The sequence below is a fragment of the Pseudovibrio sp. Alg231-02 genome (genome assembly GCF_900143565.1).
GTDB lineage: Bacteria > Pseudomonadota > Alphaproteobacteria > Rhizobiales > Stappiaceae > Pseudovibrio.
The window spans coordinates 141,354-158,840 of record NZ_FREX01000003.1; the positions used below are offsets into that span (position 1 = coordinate 141,354).

Genomic DNA, 17,487 nt, shown 5'->3' on the forward strand with positions numbered 1-17,487 from the left:
TTTGGTTTAACTAGGCATCATTGAGGTGACAGGCAGAGACATGACCGGGAGCAATTTCCCTCAGGGTTGGCTGCTGCTCTGTGCACCGTTTGGTGGCAAATGGACATCGCGGATGGAAATGACATCCGCTTGGTGGGGCCAGTGGTGACGGGATTTCGCCTTTGATCGGCTCATACACCTGCTTGCGGGCATCAATACGCGGGACTTCGCGCAGTAAGGCCTGTGTGTAGGGGTGGTTTGGTCTGGCAAATAACTCATCAGTTTTCGCGATCTCAACTACGCGGCCCAGATACATGATCACCACACGGTCGGAGAGGTGCTCCACCACGCCAAGGTCATGACTGATGAACAGATAGGTGAGGCCGAGTTGTGCCCGCAAGTCCATGAAAAGATTGATGACCTGCGCCTGAATGGACACATCAAGCGCTGCAATGGACTCATCACAGACAAGAAATTCCGGGTTAACTGCTAAAGCGCGGGCGATGCCGATACGTTGGCGCTGTCCGCCGGAGAATTGATGCGGATAACGGGTTTTGAAATCCGGATCCAAGCCGACGCGGAGAAGCATCTGGTCTACATAGTCTGAGAGGTCTGCCTTTGAAACTAGGCCATGGACACGGGGCGCTTCGCCGATGATATCACTCACCCGTTTGCGTGGATTGAGGGAGGACATAGGGTCCTGAAAGATCATCTGCACCTTCAGTTGAGCATTTTTAGCATCCGCACCGGAGAGCTGTTTGACGTTGTCTCCATGGAACTGAACGGTGCCGTTGCTGGCCTCATGGATGCCTGCCACGACGCGGCCCAACGTGGATTTTCCGCAGCCGCTTTCGCCAACAAGACCAACCACTTCGCCCGGTGCAATGCTGAGCGAGACGTCATCAACGGCGTGGACCACCTGCTCTTTGAGGTTGGAGCCGAAGAAGCGGAGTGTTTTTTCAGCAAGGTCCAGTTTTTTGGTGAAGCGCTTGGAAACGCCTTGCAGCTCAATGACCGGAGTTTCCAGAAGTGTCATGCCATTTCCTCCTGCTTTACAGGATGGAAGCAACGGACTTGCCTTTCCTCTCCTAACTGCGTGATTTCTGGCGTAGCAACCAGACAGTCACTCTGCTTTGCCGAGCAACGACTTGAAAAGGCGCAGCCAGCGGGAAGGTTGAGCAAAGATGGTGTCATACCTGGAATCTGGTAGAGCTTGGCGCCGCGTTTGTTGCGGCTTGGGACGGATTCAATGAGGCCCTTGGTGTAGGGGTGCAGTGGTGCGTCCAGTACTTCATCAATGCTGCCCTGCTCTACAATGCGCCCAGCATACATCACCGCGATCCTATCTGCCAAACCGCTGATGACAGCCAGATCATGCGTGATCCAGATGAGGGACATGCCGGTCTCTGAGCACAGCTTGCGGACCTCGTAGAGGATCTGTGCCTGAATGGTGACGTCCAGCGCTGTTGTTGGTTCATCTGCAATGATCAAGTCCGGCTCGTGCAACAATGCGATGGCAATGGCAACACGTTGGCGCATGCCGCCTGAGAACTGGTGCGGGTAGGACGCGAGGCGTTCATCCGGAGAAGCGATACCAACGCGGACCAGTGCTTCACGGCAACGCTGTCGTGCGGATTGTTTTGAGATGTCCTCGTGGGCCTGAATGGCCTCAATCATCTGCGTATCGATGCGCAGAACAGGGTTGAGGGTCATCATGGGGTCCTGAAAGATCATGGCGATCTTCTTGCCCCGCAGCTCGCGCCACTGCTTTTCGTTTTTTCTGGCGAGATCATCCCCATTGAGGAGGATTGAGCCGCCGACCACTCTGCCCGGCTCATCCACCAGACCGATCAACGAGAAGCCCGTCACGGTTTTGCCGGAGCCACTCTCACCAACGAGACCCAGGATTTCACCGGGTTTGACGGAGAAGCTGACATCATCAACGGCTTTGACAACACCTGCCTTGGTGAAGAAGTGGGTTTTGAGGTTTTTGACTGTGAGTGTGTTTGGCGTGTTCATATTGTCCTCACTTCCTCAGGCGCGGGTTGAGGACATCACGCAGCTGATCGCCCACCAGATTGATTGAAACCACAGTGATGAGCAGGGCTATGCCGGGGAAGATTGAGATCCAGTATTTGCCACTGATCACATACTCAAAGCCATTGGCGATGAGCAGGCCGAGGGAAGGCTCTGTTTGTGGCAGGCCAACGCCGAGGAACGACAGGGTTGCTTCCAGCGCAATGGCGTGGGCGGTCTGAACCGTTCCAACCACAATGAGTGGCGGCAGGCAATTTGGCATGATGTGTAGGAAGAGCACGCGGGCATGACTGAGGCCAAGGCAGGTGACGGCTTCCACGTACTCCTTCCCACGTTCAACAAGGGCTGTTCCCCTCACTGTTCGGGCGTAGTAGGCCCATTGCGCTACGACGAGGGCGAGGATGATTTTGTCGACGCCTTTGCCCATCAGCGCCAGCAACATCAAGGCAACCAGAGAGGCTGGGAAGGAGAGCTGCAGGTCCACAATGCGCATGATGAAGGTTTCTGTGCGACCTCCAACATAAGCTGCGATCAGGCCGACGGACATGCCGATGACAAGAGCGATGATGCCACTTGTCACCCCGACGGAGAGCGAGATGCGCAGGCCGTAGAGGATTGCAGAGAACAGATCGCGCCCTGCCCCATCTGTGCCAAGCCAGAAGGTGTATCCGTCAAAGCTTTGCTCCCCCGGCTCCATGCGGGCATCCAGCACGCTGACTTGCGCCAGGTCGTAAGGGTTTTGCGGGGTGATCCATGGGGCGAACAGTGCTGCCATGATGATTGTGAACAGCAGGAGCGCAGCGGCGACAGCGACTTTGCTCTCCACAAACTCCGAGAGAAAGCGGCTCATAGGAGTATCGCCAGAGAAAAGCTGCTTTCGCGGTGGTTTGAGGCTTGTTTCGATGGTCATGAGATGCCCCTTAGTTCGCCGCATCCTGAAGCCGCACGCGCGGGTCCAAAATGGAATAAAGGATGTCAACAATCAGGTTGATGACGACGAAGAGCACCACGATAATCATCAGGTAGGCCACGATGATCGGGCGATCGAGCTGCTGAATGGCATCAATGAGCAGTTTGCCCATGCCGGGCCATGCGAAGATTGTTTCCGTCACGACTGAAAAGGCGATGAGTGAACCAAACTCCAAGCCGAGGACCGTGACCACGGGGATCATGATGTTCTTGAACAGGTGCACCATGACAATACGGCTGGAGGACAGGCCTTTGGCGCGGGCGAACTTGATGAAGTCCATATGCATGACCTCCCTCACCCCTGCCCTTGTCAGGCGGATCACCAGCGAGATTTTTAAGAGCGCGAGATTGAGTGCCGGGAGAACAATGTGAGAGAAGCCATCTGCGGTGAGGAACGAGACCTGCATGCCGAGCACCGAGACGGTGTCTCCACGCCCTGTGGCGGGCACCCAGTCGAGCATCACGGCGAAGAGCATAATCATCATGATGCCAACCCAAAATGTGGGCAGTGAAAAGCCCAGAATCGAGCCGCTCATGATGAGACGCGAGGAGATGGCGTTGGGGCGCAGACCCGCGTAAAGACCTAGCGGAATGCCAATGACAATCGCCATGAGGAGCGCCATGAAGGCGAGTTCCAGCGTGGCAGGCATCCGCTCCACAATGAGCTTGAGCGCTGACTCACCAAAGATAAAGGAGGTGCCCAGATCTCCTTTGAAGGCGTTGCTGACGAAGACCGTATATTGCTGCCACACAGGCTTATCGAGGCCGAAGTCGCGGATGACGCGCTCAATTTCGGCCTGATCCGCATCCGGTGCGACCAGCATATCGATGGGATCTCCCACCACATTCACGCCAAAGAACACAATGACGGACATAGCAATCATGACTATGCCACTTTGCATCAGGCGTCTGAGAACGAAGACAGACATGTCTTTAAATCTTTCGCAGGTAAAGCCAACCCATTGAAATAATTGAGGTGAGTTTTGGCCTTAGAAAAGAAAAAGACCGGCATAAGCGCTATGCCGGTCTTTTGTTTGCATGCGATTACTCAGCGGATACGCCCCAGGACAGGGTGTATTCATCCGTGCGAGGCAGGTACTCAAGGCCCTTGCGGGTCGCCCACGTATTCACCTGATAATGCAGCGGAATGATCGCCTGATCGTTGATGGCGATCTCGGTTGCTTTTGCGAGCAGATCCTGACGCTTTTCATCATCGACAGTTGCCAGAGCTTCTTCAATCATGGCGTCCACTTCAGCATTGGAGTAGCGGCCACGGTTGGAAGAGCCGAACCCCTGGCTCTTGTCGTAGGTATGGATGAGAGAGCGCAGTGGTGAGGATGCTTCGCCAGAACCAGCGCCCCACCCCACGAGAACCATTGAGAACTCAGGCGTGTTGTTTGGACCACCACGAGATGCGCGTTTGAAGTAGACAGACCGCGGCATGGTCTCCACATCGGTTTTGATTCCAACGCGGTTGAGCATCTGTGCGATGGCTTCCACGATCTTTGCATCGTTGATGTAACGGTCATTCGGACCGTGGATCCGCAGCTCGAAGCCATCACCAACACCGGCAGCTGCCAGCAGCTCTTTCGCGCCCTTTGCGTCGTATTCAACCGGCTTCAGGTTTTCGCTGACCCCAAAGAAGCCATCTGGCAGAAGCTGGCCTGCTTTGACGGCGACACCTTCCATCACACGTTCAACAATCAGATCGCGGCTGATGGCCTTGGAGATCGCTTCACGAACACGCTGATCCTTCAGCGGGTTTTTGATGGCCCCGCCGCCCATGGCTTTCACGAATGGGCTGTCATCGCGGTCATGATCCAGATGCAAGTAGATGACGCGGTTGGATGGGCCCTGCCACAAGGAGACTTTGTCGTTGCTGCTCAGCACTTCAATGTCTGTTGTTGGGACGCCGTTAATCAGATCAACATCACCCGCCAACAAAGCAGCCACACGAGATGGGCCGGATTTGATTGGCTTGAAGGTTACCTTGTCCCATTTCGGCTTTGCGCCCCAGTAATCAGGGTTTGCTTCCAAAACAATGCGATCACCCGGCACGTACTCAGCATATTTGTATGGGCCGGAGCCAACGGTTGCTTTGCCGGAGTTGTACATCTCGGTTGTTGCATCCGTTCCGGCTTCTACAGAGATGATACTGACGGTTGAAATGTCATTAGGAACAAGCGGATAAGGCTTTTCAGTCACGATATGGACTGTGTAGTCATCAATCTTTTTGACCGTTTTGCCTTTGGTGTATGTGGCAAAGCTGGATGGTGAGTTTGGCACATTTGGTGCGCGCTCAAATGAGAACACCACATCATCCGCATTAAACGGATTACCATCATGGAACACCACGCCCTCACGCAGTTTCAGTTCCCATGTGGTGGCGTTAATTGGCTTCCAGCTGGTTGCGAGGCCAGGCTGCAGCTGTTGTTTTTCGTTTTGGTGAATAAGCCGGTCAAACATATGATAGGCAATCATATTGTTCGGACCCAGATTATGGTAGTGCGGGTCAATGGCGCTTGGCTCTGAAGACAAGCCGATTGTCAGGTCTTCAGCAGACGCTATTCCACCCATAAGCAACATGGCACTTGCTGTTCCAGCAAGCCATTTGTGCAGCTTAATCATTGCTGCTCCCCCCTCAAAATTTTCGTTCCCTCTGGCGATTAAAATTCATTCGCCCAGTAACAATGCCGCTGCTTCTTTATATGAGTGTGCTTCTGCCAAAACGGGCAAATCACCGGTAGAGCTTCGCGGTTGACTTAAACCGTAGTATGTGTTTTCAACATTGTCATTCAAAATTTTATAATCAAAACGCATAGAACTATGTCAGATACCCCTACACGCCCCCGTCTCAGCCTTCGAGAGTTTGAAGTTTTACGCGCTGTCATCAGCGTTCGGAAAACAACTGCCGCCGCTGCACGCCTTGGTATTTCGCAGCCTGCGGTGAGCCGCGCGATCAAGCACCTTGAGGAACGTCTTGGTAAAACGCTGTTTAATCGGGAAAGTGGTCGGCTTGTGCCAACCTCTGATGCTTTGGCACTGAATGAGAAGCTTGAGCCGGTTTTCGAGATGCTGGCGGGGATTGAGAACGAGACATTCGTTTCTCAGCACAGCAGCAAGCCGCTGCGCCTTGCAGCGCCGCCAACAATCTCACACCGCTTTTTGCTGGGCGTGATGGCGGCGTTCATCAAGGCTTATCCAGGGCAAAAGGTTGAACTGGAGATTGGTACATCCTCTGACGTTCGCAATCATGTAGCGGAAGGGCATGCCGATCTGGGGATCACTGACGGGCTTTCCAAGCACGCTGGATTAACGCTGGAACCGCTGCGTTCTGCCATTGCGCATGCGGTTTTGCATCGGGACCATCCCCTTGCCAGCAAAGCGTTTATTGAGCCCGAAGACTTCGACGGGCAGGACTTCGTCGCCCTCACCCGCCGGTTTCCCGTGCGGGCGATTTTGGAGCGCATGTTTGCGGAACGGGGAATTCGGCCTAATATTGTTGCCGAATCTTCTACCGCCGTCTCCGTGAGTGAGCTGGTGCATGCAGGTGTTGGTGTCAGCGTCCTCAACCCGTTTCCCGTGGCGCGAAACCATCCAGAAACGCTGGTTTTTCTGCCGTTTAAGCCGCGTATCTCCTACCTCAACGCCTTCATATTGCCTGCAACGACACCGAGCACTCCGATCGCCAGAAAATTCATTGAATTTACGCGCGCCTTTGAGATTGAGGACCCATATTCAACACCAGCCTAGATGCGTTTTGAGGCTGGTGTGACCTATACTTTTCAAGGACCATTGCCATGATTATTGAAAGTACAGCTTACCCTATCGAAATCGATTTTCCCGATATCCTGCCCTATAAAGTCGGCAATACCGGAGTGGATTGGATCACTACGTTCGATTCCGGCACTGCTGGCCCGCATGTGATGATTTCTGCGCTGGTGCATGGCAATGAGCCGTGCGGCGCTGTTGCTTTGGACTGGCTGTTTAAGCAGGAAGTTCGCCCTGTGCGCGGCAAGCTGAGCTTCGCTTTTATGAATGTGGCGGCTTACAACTCGTTTGACCGGAATGACCCAACCGCTTCGCGTTATCTGGATCAGGATTTCAATCGTGTTTGGCAAAATTGTTCGCTGAATGGCCCGGAAGTGACGCGCGAGCTGGAACGAGCTCGCGAAGTGCGGCCTGTTGTCGATACAGTAGATTACCTGCTGGATTTGCATAGCATGCAGCACAAGAACCCGCCGCTTATGCTGGCTGGGGATCAGGAGAAAGGCCGTGCGTTAGCCAAGCAAGTGGCTGATCCTGAGTGGATTATCTGCGATTCCGGCCATGAAGAAGGCAAGCGGCTGCGTGATTATGATGGGTTTGGCGAGCCGGCCAGTCCAAAGGCCGCTCTTTTGCTGGAAGCCGGGCAACATTGGGAAGCTGCGGCTGGGCCTCGTGCTATAGCGGCGTGTATTCGTTTCCTGCGTGCAACAGAGTGTGTGCCTGCTGATTTTAGTGAGGTGTTTCTTGCAGAGCAGCCGCCGCTGGTTCCACAAAAAACAATAGAAATCGTGGCACCTGTTACGGTTCAGCATAAAGATTTCCGTTTCAGCGATGATTACCTTGGGATGGAGGTCATTGCCGAGAAAGGAACTGTGATTGCGACGGATGGAGACACGCCAGTCACAACACCGCATGACAACTGCGTGCTGATTATGCCAAGTCGTCGATTGCTGGTTGGGAAGACTGCCGTACGACTTGGGAAGCTGTTGGATTAAGAGCGCTTTGGGGCTGGGAATCTGGTTCCCAGCCACGCAATTTAAGCGCTTAACTCTGCGGTTTCAGAGCAGATATTCTTCAAGCTTTCCCATTGCCATTCACTGAGAACGGGCGTTTTCTTTGCCTCTGGGTCGGCAAGCTCATTCAGCGTATCCACGCGCTCTTGTGTTGGCGGATGGCTGGAGAGGAAGCCCAGAGCCTGTGTGAGAGCATTGGCTTCACTGTGCTCTGCTGCGATCTTTTCAAGGAAGCTCGCGAGCCCGGTAGAATCTACGCCTGCGTTTTCCAGCATCTGAACAGCGAAAAGGTCGGCTTCACGCTCCATGTCTCTGGAGTAAGAGCTGTCGAGCATAGACTCCCCAACACTGGCAACGATACTGCCGCCGGTGAAGTCTCCGATGAACATGGAAAAGACAATACCCGTGCCCGCCACGTTGATGAGCTGTTGCATGGAGTGGCGGTGTTTGACATGGCCAAGCTCATGCGCCAGCACGGCGGCCAGTTCATCAGGACTGTCAACCACTTCCAGTGTTTTGGAGAGAATGGTGATCCTACCGCCGGGAAGGGCGAAAGCGTTGGGTATTTTGCTTTCAACCACTGTCATCACCGGGTCAAACGGCAAGTCCATGCCCTTTGTGAGGCGCTTTGCCATCTGCTCCAAGGCAGCCTGACCCGTTGAGGCCTTACAGATTTTCTCTTCACTCAAAGCCGGGATCAGTGTTTCTTCAACGCTCTTGCCAAGTTCCGCTTCCCAGGACTTCGGCACGTTGTGAACCGCGTATTTGGAGAACGCAGGTAAAAAGTAAATCAGCGCAAGCGCAATCAGGGCGATGGATGCCAAGCTGCCAAACACGATTTTCTTTGTGTTTTCGCGCTTTGGAAGGCCCGCTACCAAACGAATTTTGCGCTCAACGGATTGCGCGGTCTCTGTATTCGTAATTTTGACGTAAGCGGTGCTTGTTGGCTTGTTCAGCTCTACCACCATGGCGGTTTGAGATGTCCAATCACAGAGCAGCTTTGCCGCGGACCAGCGCGCATATTCCTGATCGCCTGCCAGATCTGTCAGGACCATCTCATCATAGTCAAACCAGATCTGACAGTTGCGTACAGCTGCAGACGTGCCATCAAAGAACTCAGCGTTTCCAAGCAGTAACTTCATGGTCAGATAACTTCAAACCCTGCGTCAAGCGTATCAGCAAGCCCCATGCCAACTGCATTCTCCAAATCACCAGCAGCAATTGCATCCTTTACGCTGTGGGCGTTGATGACCACCATGCTGCTCATCTTCCACTCAAACAACATGACTTGAAGGACCATCATATTGGCAAACAGGAGCACACCGTAATAAAGAGCAAAAACTGGCAGGAAAGCCAGACTGAAAAAGCCACTCTGTGGCTCTAGTTGGACTCCAACTGTTACAGCCAGAAGAGTACCAACTGCACCTACAATTGAGATACCCACGCCAACAATCACACCATGAATAATATAGGCGCCGTAGAACTTGGAAGCTCCGATATAACTCTCGAAGCCGGTATCACCAATCTTTGTGGAGTTGGCCTGAAGACGGAAGATTCTCGCCATGGCAAGAGGCCAGAGGACCATAGACAACAGAACTACGAGCGGTAGGAAGGCGAGGGCTTTACCTTGTGTATACACCGCCGCAATCAAGATAAATGCGACGGGCAATAACGTGATCGCATAAACAGGTATCAACGCATCAAAATAGTTCTTCGCTTTTGCTGAATAACTGAACCGCTGGTTCCCAAAGTAGCTGGCTTCTGCCAGCATTCTGTCCAGTTTTGCCATGCGCCATGGCAGAGCAATGCCGAGGGTGAGGACTGAGAGGATGGTCCAGAAGAGCCATGCGCCCACATAACGCCATGCAGAGCTTTGCATGTGGAAGCGAACTCCGCGCCAGCTTGTGCGGGTTAGCAGGTATCTGCGGCGGCGGAACAAGGCGTAGGGTGTCAGCAGAAAACCAACAACAAACATGATACCGAAACCAACGATTGTTGCAATCGGCCCCATAAACTGGAGGCCAAAACCAAGCGCGTAGAATGGAATTAGGATTGCCAGAGCAATCAGGAAACCAATGAAAAGCTCTTTGCCCGTGCCATGGTAGCGAAGATGATCGCCTTCCAGATGGGTCGCGGACCAAAGAGATCTACGCAGGCCCGTCATGGCCCAGAAACGGTAGATACCCAATGTAGCAACCGTCAAAGTGACCCATGTCATAATGCGTCCGAAGAACGAACCGCCAGAAAAGAGGATATAACTCCGCTTTGGTGAACCCGGATTTTCCTGAGCAATGTCAATAGTCATGGCACGATCCAAAATTTTTAAATAAAAACGTCTTTCTCTGTAATTCTACTCGTCAAATTATGCAAACACTCGAAAGCTGAGTGAGCATTATTCTTCTATAGCAACTCTTCGGCCGTGAATGCCTGAGGATTTCTTAGGTTAACAAAAAACAGGCGCATCTTTGCAGATGCGCCTGTGTAGAATCGATGAATGTTCTGCGTCCTAAACGAAGCAGTCCATGATTTCCTGTTCGCGAATGATACCGACCGGGCGGTCTCCGCGATAAACTGCGATTGGACCAGCGTTGTGGCGCTTCATCTCAATCACTTCGCGGATCATTTGCTTCGCTGCACACTTTGGCATCTCTTCAACGCTCACGATCACATCAGCGCTCATCTGAGAGAGGTCCGTCATGATGTCTTCAGCGTGCAGAACGTTGAGTGGGTTCATGTGCGCGACAAAGGATTCAACGTACTCATCCGCTGGTTTCTTCACGATTTCCTGCGGAGTGCCGATCTGCACCACATGACCACCTTCCATAATGGCGATGCGGTTGCCGATTTTGGCGGCCTCATCAAGATCGTGGCTCACGAACACGATGGTTCTGTGTAGTCTTTCCTGCAGCTCCAGCAGCTCATCCTGCAAACGGCTGCGAATGAGAGGATCGAGCGCAGAGAACGGTTCATCCATCAGCAGGATTGGTGCATCTGTTGCGAAGGCGCGTGCCAGACCAACACGCTGCTGCATACCACCGGAAAGCTCATGCACGTATTTGTCGCCCCAGCCGCCAAGACCAACAAGTTCCAGCTGCTCTTCGACACGTTCCAGACGCTGGGTCTTAGGAATGCCGGAGAGTTCCAGACCGAAGCCAACATTATCTCGCACAGTGCGCCAAGGCAGCAGGCCGAACTGCTGGAATACCATGGCAACACGTTCGCGGCGCAGTTTACGCAGGCGCGAGGTAGAGCAGGTGGTTGGGTTGACCTGCTCGCCATCGTCAGCAACGAGCACTTCGCCACGGCAGACCTTGTTAAGTCCATTGATGGCGCGGAGCAGGGTGGACTTGCCAGAACCGGACAGGCCCATGAGAACAAGAAGTTCGCCCTGCTGGATGTCGAAGGTCGCGTTGGCAACGCCAACCAACTGGCCGGTTTGGTCCTGAATTTCAGCGCGGCTTTTGCCGGCATCAATTAAGGGCAGGGCAGCGTCGGGCTGATCGCCGAAAACAATGGAAAGGTTTTTGAAGGAAACAACAGGATTGGTCATTTTTTGCTGCCCTTTTCTTCTGAGCTTTTGAAGAAACGGTCAAGCACAATAGCAATCAGCACGATTGCAATACCAACCTCAAATCCTTTTGCGATGTTCACTGTGTTCAACGCACGAAGTGTTGGAACACCAAGGCCATCCGCGCCAACAAGGGCAGCGATCACAACCATGGACAGTGACAACATGATGGTTTGCGTCAGGCCAGCCATAATATTTGGCAGCGCATATGGCAGCTCAATCTTAAAGAGCTTCTGCCAATAGGTCGCGCCAAAAGCTTCACCAGCTTCCAGCAGATGTTGCGGCGTGGAGGCAACACCAATCTGGGTTAGGCGAATGGATGCGGGCAGGGCGAAGACGACAGTTGAAATCAGACCTGGAACGACACCCAGTCCGAACAGGATCAGGGCGGGGATCAGGTACACAAACGTTGGAATTGTCTGCATCAAATCCAGCACAGGCCGTACCCATGAGAAGAACTTAGGGTGATGCGCGGAGTAAACGCCGACAGGAATACCAATCAACATACAGATAAAGGTGGAGCTGAGGATCAGCGCCAGCGTTTCTGTGGTTTCATCCCAATAGCCCTGGTTGATGATGAGCAGCAGGCTCACTGCAACAAAGGCTGAAAAGACGAAGGATCTTCTGACCACAAAGGCCAAAGCTGTGGCAATGACGACAATGCCGAGCGGGTGAGGGGCTTGTAGAACCCATAGTACACTGTCGATGAGCCATTCGATTGCAACGGAAATCGCATCGAAAAAGCCACTTGCATTGTCGGTGAGCCAGTCAACTCCCCACTTGGCCCATTTGCCGATGGGTAGTTTGTGCTCTGTTAGCCACTCCACGGGAAACCTCAGATTTTGTTATTGTGTGTCAACGCGTTAACGTCATTTCATTTATAGGGCAGGATACAGAATTATTGGTACCGACAAGCAGCTTGCCCCAGTGCGCAATGGTTATTCCAGGTGCCGGAGTGTTCTGGAATAATGCGCTAAGAGGCGGACTGCGAGTGTATCGCATCCGCCTCTCAATTCATGCTCGGTAATGACCCTTAGAGGCCGAATGCAGTCTTTGCAGCAGCAAGACCGTCTTTACCGTCAAAAGTAGTTACGCCAGCAAGCCATTTATCAAGAGCCTCAGGGTTCTTCTTGATCCATGCTTTTGCTGCGTCTGTTGGCTCTTCACCGTCGTTCAGAATACCGTTCATGATCTCGTTCTCCATCTGCAGGGAGAAGGTGAGGTTCTGAAGGAATTTGCCCATGTTTGCGCACTCAGCAGAGTAACCTGCGCGGGTGTTGGTCAGAACGTCAGCGCCGCCGAAGTTTGGACCGAAGAACTCGTCACCACCGGTGAGGTACTTCAACTCAAAATTGGAGTTCATTGGGTGCGGTGCCCAACCGAGGAAGACGATGTCCTGGTTCTTGCGGGTTTTACGCGCGACCTGGGACAGCATGCCAGCTTCAGATGATTCGACGAGGTCGAATTTGTCGAGACCGAACGCGTTTTTCTCGATCATATCGAGGATCAGACGGTTACCGTCGTTGCCCGCTTCAATGCCGTAGATCTCGCCATCAAGGTCTCCAGAGAATTTTGCGATGTCCGCAAAGTCCTTCAAACCCTTGTCATAGGTATACTTAGGAACAGCCAAAGTATACTTGGCGCCAGTCAGGTTGGTTTGAACAGTATCAACGGTGCCAGCTTCACGATATTTCGCGATATCAGCTTCCATTGTCGGCATCCAATTGCCGAGGAATACATCAATATCGTTGTTTGCGAGAGACGCATAAGTGACTGGAACGGAAAGTACTTTTACGTCTGTTTCGTAACCGATCGCGTCCAGCACAGACGTTGCTGTGGCGGTGGTTGCGGTGATGTCTGTCCAGCCCACGTCGGAGAAGCGTACAGTTTTACAGGCTTCCGCTTCTGCGGCGAGAGCTGACCCAGTGATTAGTAATAGTACTGAAGCAGAAGTAGAAAGTTTCTTTATCAGGCCACTAGCAACACTCATGTAAATCTCCCCAATTTCGATATTTATTTAATAGAGCCGTAGAATTGTGTAGAAAACATGTCCCAAACACTATCATGGCGACAATTAAATTTTCAAATTCCTTCGTTCACTAAAGCTAATAAACACCCGATGGACTAAAGGCAACCTCTCCGTCAGATATTAATTACGATAAATCTGAGTGCAATACTTTTCAAAAGCTCCGAAATGTTCTAAGAACTATTTTTATTGATTGAACGTTCAATAAAAATAATCTTGGAGTGAGTTCGGCGCAAATGCCTAAGGTCGGAATGGAAGAGGAACGCAAAACCTCGATAATTATGGCAACGATCAAAGCGATCCATGAAAAAGGATACGCAGCGACGACAATGGCAGATATTGCCAAGAATGCCGGCGTTTCGACGGGTCTGCCACATCACTACTTTGGCTCGAAGGCAGCTGTCTTCAACGCGACCATGAGCTTTTTGCTGACGGACTTGAGCAAGCAATCCCGCAAGCGCTTGCTCAAGACGAAAACCCCTATGGAGCGGATCGATGCGATCATCCATACCAACTTCAGCGATGAGCAGTTTCAGCCCTCTGTTATCTCGGCGTGGTTTGCGTTTTATGTGGTTGCACGAACGGAACCGGGAACACGCCGGTTGCTTCAGATCTACCACCGACGGCTGATCTCGAACCTCACTGCGGAATACCACCGCGTCACAGATCGTGAGACGGCAATTACAGCGGCAGAAGGTACAGCTGCGATGATTGACGGGCTCTGGCTGCAATGCGTGCTAACGACAAACCGGCCTGACGGGTCACCGGCAACAATGCTGGTTCAGGACTACGTGAAGAAGTGCTTCGACAGCTTTGAAACGACAGAAACTACACAATAATAACTGGAATACGGCTTCAAGCCCAAGAGAATACAATGACTGCAGATTTCATTATTGTAGGCGCCGGCTCTGCTGGATGCGCCCTGGCAAACCGTCTTTCTGAAGATCCCCAAAACAAGGTGGTTTTGCTGGAGTTTGGTGGTACGGATATCGGTCCGTTTATCCAAATGCCCGCTGCCTTGTCCTATCCCATGAACATGTCCCGCTACGATTGGGGCTATGAGAGCGCGCCCGAGCCGCATCTGGATGGGCGTAAGCTTGCTTTGCCACGTGGTAAGGTGATTGGCGGCTCTTCCTCCATCAACGGCATGGTCTATGTGCGCGGCAATGCCTGCGACTTTGACAGCTGGGAGGAGATGGGGGCGAAAGGCTGGGGTTACCAGAACGTTTTGCCTTACTTCCAGCGCCTTGAGAATACCGAGATCGACGGAGACTGGCGCGGAAAGTCCGGCCCACTCTACGTCTCTCGCGGTACACGCTGGAGCCCGCTTTACGATGCCTTTGTGCAGGCTGGTGAAGAGGCTGGTTATGCCAAAACTGACGACTACAACGGTTATCGTCAGGAAGGCTTTGGCGATATGGAGATGACGGTGCACAATGGCCGTCGCTGGTCCGCCTCCAATGCCTACCTCTGGCCCATCAAAGGCCGCGAGAATCTGGAGATTATCTCTGGTGCGCACGTTAATCGCATTCTCATGGAAGGCAAACGTGCTGTTGGCGTTGAGTATGTACGTGGCGGGCAAGTACATCAGGTCAAATGCTCCCGCGAAGTTGTCGTTTCTGCGTCTTCCATCAACTCTCCAAAGCTTCTGATGCATTCCGGCATTGGTGATGCAGCTGCTCTGTCCGCTCTGGGCATTGATGTGATTGCAGATCGCAAGGGTGTTGGTGCGAACCTTCAGGATCATCTGGAACTCTATATTCAGCAGGCGTGTACTCAGCCGATTACGCTCTACAAGCACTGGAATCTGATCTCCAAAGGCGTGATCGGAGCTCAGTGGCAGCTGGCGAAATCTGGTCTGGGCACCACCAACCACTTTGAGACCTGCGGCTTTATTCGCTCCAAAGCGGGCGTGATGTACCCTGACATTCAGTTCCACTTCCTGCCGTTTGCGGTTCGTTATGACGGGCAGGCGGCGGCTGAAGGCCATGGCTATCAGGTTCATGTTGGTCCGATGCGCTCCAAGTCTCGCGGTGCGGTGACGCTGCAGTCTGCGGACCCAATGGACAAGCCGAATGTGCTGTTCAACTACATGAGCCATGAAGACGATTGGGAAGATTTCCGCCAGTGCATTCGCCTGACACGTGAGCTATTTGCTCAGCAGGCGTTTGATCCATTCCGTGGCAAGGAAATTCAACCAGGCAAAGACGTTGAAAGCGACGATCAACTGAATGCTTTCATCAAAGAACATGTCGAGAGCGCCTTCCATCCGTGTGGCACCTGTAAGATGGGTGACACGAATGACGAGAGTGCTGTGGTTGACAGCGAATGTCGTGTGATTGGTGTTGACGGTTTGCGCGTTGCGGATAGCTCCATCTTCCCGCAGATTACGAACGGAAACCTCAATGCACCTTCCATCATGGTTGGTGAGAAGGCTGCAGACCATATTCTCGGAAAAGGTATGCTTCCTGCCAGTGATAAGCAGGCGTGGGTTCACCCGAACTGGCAGAACGAACAACGGTAAGTGTTGGATTAAGAAATGACGAAAACAGATAACCTGACAAATGCATCCCTGCGTGCGCAGCCTGGTGGCTCTCACTTTATTGGCGGCACTTACGTTGAAGACACGATGGGTGAGGAGATCCTCAGCCTTTACCCTGCAACACAGGAAGTGATTGCGCGGGTTCACTCCGCAACACCGGCAATCATCACCAAAGCTGTTGCATCCGCACGGACGGGCTTTGCAATCTGGCGTTCCATGGCACCTGCTGAGCGCTCCCGCGTTCTGCGTAAGGCTGCTGACCTGATGCGCGAGCGTAACCGTGAGCTTTCCGAGCTGGAAACGCTTGATACGGGTAAGCCGCTGCAGGAAACTCTGGTGGCTGATGCTGCTTCCGGTGCTGAAGCGCTGGAATACTTTGCAAGCGTTGCGGCTACCTCTAACGGCGAACACATCGATCTGGGTGGCTCTTATGCCTTGACCAAGCGCGAGCCACTGGGCATTTGCCTTGGCATTGGCGCCTGGAACTATCCGATTCAGATTGCTGCATGGAAAGCTGCTCCGGCGCTGGCTGCTGGTAATGCAATGATCTTCAAACCATCTGAAGTGACTTGCCTTTCTGCGCTCAAGCTGGCTGAGATTTTCCGTGAAGCGGGCTTGCCGGATGGTGTGTTCAACGTAGTGCAGGCAAACCGTGAAGCAGCTGCTTCTCTGGTTTCCCATCCTGAAATTGCCAAGGTTTCCCTGACGGGTTCCGTGCCAACCGGTATGAAGGTTGCTGAAAAAGCAGCTTCTCAGCTGAAGCACATGAGCCTTGAGCTGGGCGGCAAATCTCCGGTGGTGATCTTTGAAGACAGTGACATCGACAATGCCGTTGCTGCAGCGATGAACGCGAACTTCTATTCCACCGGTCAGATTTGCTCCAACGGCACACGCGTGTTCGTGCACTCTTCCATCAAGGATGAGTTCCTGAAGCGTCTGAAAGAGCGGACCGAGAAGATCCTTATTGGTGACCCGCTCAATGAAGACACACAGCTTGGCCCGCTTGTCTCCAAAGCTCAGCTTGAGAAAGTGATGGACTACATCGCGATTGGACAGAGCGAAGGTGCGGTTCTCTATGCTGGTGGTGGACGTCCGCAGGTGGCAGGCCTTGGTCGTGGACTGTTTGTTGAGCCAACCATCTTCACTGAGGTCAAAGACGACATGCGCATTGCTTGCGAAGAGATCTTTGGTCCTGTGATGTGTGTGCTGGACTTTGATGATGAAGCTGATGTGATCCGCCGCGCCAACAACACCGAGTTTGGTTTGGCTGCTGCTGTGTTCACCAAAGACATTCAGCGTGCTTACCGTGTGATTGATCAGTTGGAAGCTGGCACTTGCTGGATCAACAACTACAACCTGACCCCGGTCGAGATGCCATTTGGTGGCTTCAAGAACTCCGGTATTGGACGTGAGAATGGTCAGTGGGCGCTGGATCAGTACTCTCAGGTCAAGAGCATCTATGTAGAGATGGGTGATGTTGAGGCTGGCTGGTAAGCAGCCTCAACCATCATTTTGAATGAGCAGAGTAGGGGCTTTTGTTCGCGTATCTTTATCCGAAAACCGGTTTCCACTTTTCGGCGATACA

General features: G+C 52.8%; 15 protein-coding genes. 5 read left to right on the plus strand and 10 right to left on the minus strand.

Features of this window, described 5'->3' with window-relative positions:
• Positions 1 to 10 precede the first annotated feature (10 nt).
• From DHN43_RS10180 to DHN43_RS10200, 5 genes are all read right to left on the minus strand, one after another.
• Complete coding sequence (locus DHN43_RS10180) at positions 11 to 1,015, minus strand: ABC transporter ATP-binding protein (protein ID WP_108818527.1); 1,005 nt, start codon at positions 1,013 to 1,015, stop codon at positions 11 to 13.
• A complete protein-coding gene (locus tag DHN43_RS10185; protein WP_108818528.1) occupies positions 1,012 to 1,998 on the minus strand; it encodes an ABC transporter ATP-binding protein in 987 nt (328 codons plus the stop codon). Before DHN43_RS10185 ends, DHN43_RS10180 begins: the two co-directional genes overlap by 4 nt.
• A 7-nt stretch (positions 1,999 to 2,005) precedes the next feature.
• Positions 2,006 to 2,926, minus strand: a complete 921-nt coding sequence (locus DHN43_RS10190) for an ABC transporter permease (RefSeq protein WP_063294747.1) — start codon at positions 2,924 to 2,926, stop codon at positions 2,006 to 2,008.
• Between the two features lie 10 nt (positions 2,927 to 2,936).
• Entirely contained in the window at positions 2,937 to 3,914 is a 978-nt protein-coding gene (locus DHN43_RS10195) for an ABC transporter permease (protein WP_108818529.1), read from the minus strand.
• Positions 3,915 to 4,029: 115 nt separating this feature from the next.
• Positions 4,030 to 5,613, minus strand: coding sequence for an ABC transporter substrate-binding protein (locus tag DHN43_RS10200; RefSeq protein WP_057463110.1), 1,584 nt, complete (start codon positions 5,611 to 5,613; stop codon positions 4,030 to 4,032).
• Between the two features lie 198 nt (positions 5,614 to 5,811).
• Between DHN43_RS10200 and DHN43_RS10205 the strand changes: the two genes are divergently transcribed.
• Positions 5,812 to 6,738, plus strand: coding sequence for a LysR family transcriptional regulator (locus tag DHN43_RS10205; RefSeq protein ID WP_063300348.1), 927 nt, complete (start codon positions 5,812 to 5,814; stop codon positions 6,736 to 6,738).
• A gap of 47 nt (positions 6,739 to 6,785) precedes the next feature.
• Positions 6,786 to 7,748, plus strand: coding sequence for a M14 family metallopeptidase (locus DHN43_RS10210; RefSeq protein ID WP_108818530.1), 963 nt, complete (start codon positions 6,786 to 6,788; stop codon positions 7,746 to 7,748).
• A 41-nt stretch (positions 7,749 to 7,789) separates the two neighbouring features.
• On the opposite strand, the gene DHN43_RS10215 is transcribed toward DHN43_RS10210, so the two are convergent.
• The 5 genes from DHN43_RS10215 to DHN43_RS10235 all read right to left on the minus strand — a co-directional run bounded on the left by DHN43_RS10215 (position 7,790) and on the right by DHN43_RS10235 (position 13,324).
• Positions 7,790 to 8,908 (minus strand): M48 family metallopeptidase, encoded by a 1,119-nt coding sequence (locus tag DHN43_RS10215; RefSeq protein ID WP_108818531.1) that lies wholly within the window; start codon positions 8,906 to 8,908, stop codon positions 7,790 to 7,792.
• A 2-nt stretch (positions 8,909 to 8,910) separates the two neighbouring features.
• Positions 8,911 to 10,071, minus strand: coding sequence for a DUF898 family protein (locus DHN43_RS10220; protein ID WP_108818532.1), 1,161 nt, complete (start codon positions 10,069 to 10,071; stop codon positions 8,911 to 8,913).
• A gap of 201 nt (positions 10,072 to 10,272) precedes the next feature.
• Complete coding sequence (gene choV / locus DHN43_RS10225) at positions 10,273 to 11,316, minus strand: choline ABC transporter ATP-binding protein (protein WP_057463115.1); 1,044 nt, start codon at positions 11,314 to 11,316, stop codon at positions 10,273 to 10,275.
• Positions 11,313 to 12,161 carry a choline ABC transporter permease subunit gene (choW, locus tag DHN43_RS10230; protein WP_057463116.1) on the minus strand — a complete coding sequence of 283 codons (849 nt, stop codon included), beginning with the start codon at positions 12,159 to 12,161 and terminating at the stop codon, positions 11,313 to 11,315. The genes choV and choW overlap by 4 nt, the downstream gene beginning before the upstream one ends.
• A gap of 206 nt (positions 12,162 to 12,367) precedes the next feature.
• Entirely contained in the window at positions 12,368 to 13,324 is a 957-nt protein-coding gene (locus DHN43_RS10235) for a choline ABC transporter substrate-binding protein (RefSeq protein ID WP_057463117.1), read from the minus strand.
• Between the two features lie 272 nt (positions 13,325 to 13,596).
• On the opposite strand from DHN43_RS10235, the gene betI reads away from it, so the two are divergent.
• From betI to betB, 3 genes are read left to right on the plus strand one after another with little or no spacing between them, the layout of a single operon-like run.
• Positions 13,597 to 14,199, plus strand: a complete 603-nt coding sequence (gene betI / locus DHN43_RS10240) for a transcriptional regulator BetI (protein WP_063306035.1) — start codon at positions 13,597 to 13,599, stop codon at positions 14,197 to 14,199.
• A gap of 35 nt (positions 14,200 to 14,234) precedes the next feature.
• Complete coding sequence (gene betA / locus DHN43_RS10245) at positions 14,235 to 15,884, plus strand: choline dehydrogenase (protein ID WP_108818533.1); 1,650 nt, start codon at positions 14,235 to 14,237, stop codon at positions 15,882 to 15,884.
• Between the two features lie 48 nt (positions 15,885 to 15,932).
• Positions 15,933 to 17,396: a betaine-aldehyde dehydrogenase gene (gene betB, locus DHN43_RS10250; RefSeq protein ID WP_193775898.1), complete on the plus strand. Its 1,464-nt coding sequence runs from the start codon at positions 15,933 to 15,935 to the stop codon at positions 17,394 to 17,396.
• The last annotated feature ends 91 nt before the right edge of the window (positions 17,397 to 17,487 follow it).

Excerpts from the sequence above, each read along its gene's own strand:
- DHN43_RS10180 (WP_108818527.1), bottom strand. The coding sequence starts at position 1,015 with ATGACACTTCTGGAAACTCCGGTCATTGAGCTGCAAGGCGTTTCCAAG.
- DHN43_RS10185 (WP_108818528.1), bottom strand. The coding sequence starts at position 1,998 with ATGAACACGCCAAACACACTCACAGTCAAAAACCTCAAAACCCACTTC.
- DHN43_RS10190 (WP_063294747.1), bottom strand. The coding sequence starts at position 2,926 with ATGACCATCGAAACAAGCCTCAAACCACCGCGAAAGCAGCTTTTCTCT.
- DHN43_RS10195 (WP_108818529.1), bottom strand. The coding sequence starts at position 3,914 with ATGTCTGTCTTCGTTCTCAGACGCCTGATGCAAAGTGGCATAGTCATG.
- DHN43_RS10200 (WP_057463110.1), bottom strand. The coding sequence starts at position 5,613 with ATGATTAAGCTGCACAAATGGCTTGCTGGAACAGCAAGTGCCATGTTG.
- DHN43_RS10205 (WP_063300348.1), top strand. The coding sequence starts at position 5,812 with ATGTCAGATACCCCTACACGCCCCCGTCTCAGCCTTCGAGAGTTTGAA.
- DHN43_RS10210 (WP_108818530.1), top strand. The coding sequence starts at position 6,786 with ATGATTATTGAAAGTACAGCTTACCCTATCGAAATCGATTTTCCCGAT.
- DHN43_RS10215 (WP_108818531.1), bottom strand. The coding sequence starts at position 8,908 with ATGAAGTTACTGCTTGGAAACGCTGAGTTCTTTGATGGCACGTCTGCA.
- DHN43_RS10220 (WP_108818532.1), bottom strand. The coding sequence starts at position 10,071 with ATGACTATTGACATTGCTCAGGAAAATCCGGGTTCACCAAAGCGGAGT.
- choV (WP_057463115.1), bottom strand. The coding sequence starts at position 11,316 with ATGACCAATCCTGTTGTTTCCTTCAAAAACCTTTCCATTGTTTTCGGC.
- DHN43_RS10235 (WP_057463117.1), bottom strand. The coding sequence starts at position 13,324 with ATGAGTGTTGCTAGTGGCCTGATAAAGAAACTTTCTACTTCTGCTTCA.
- betI (WP_063306035.1), top strand. The coding sequence starts at position 13,597 with ATGCCTAAGGTCGGAATGGAAGAGGAACGCAAAACCTCGATAATTATG.
- betA (WP_108818533.1), top strand. The coding sequence starts at position 14,235 with ATGACTGCAGATTTCATTATTGTAGGCGCCGGCTCTGCTGGATGCGCC.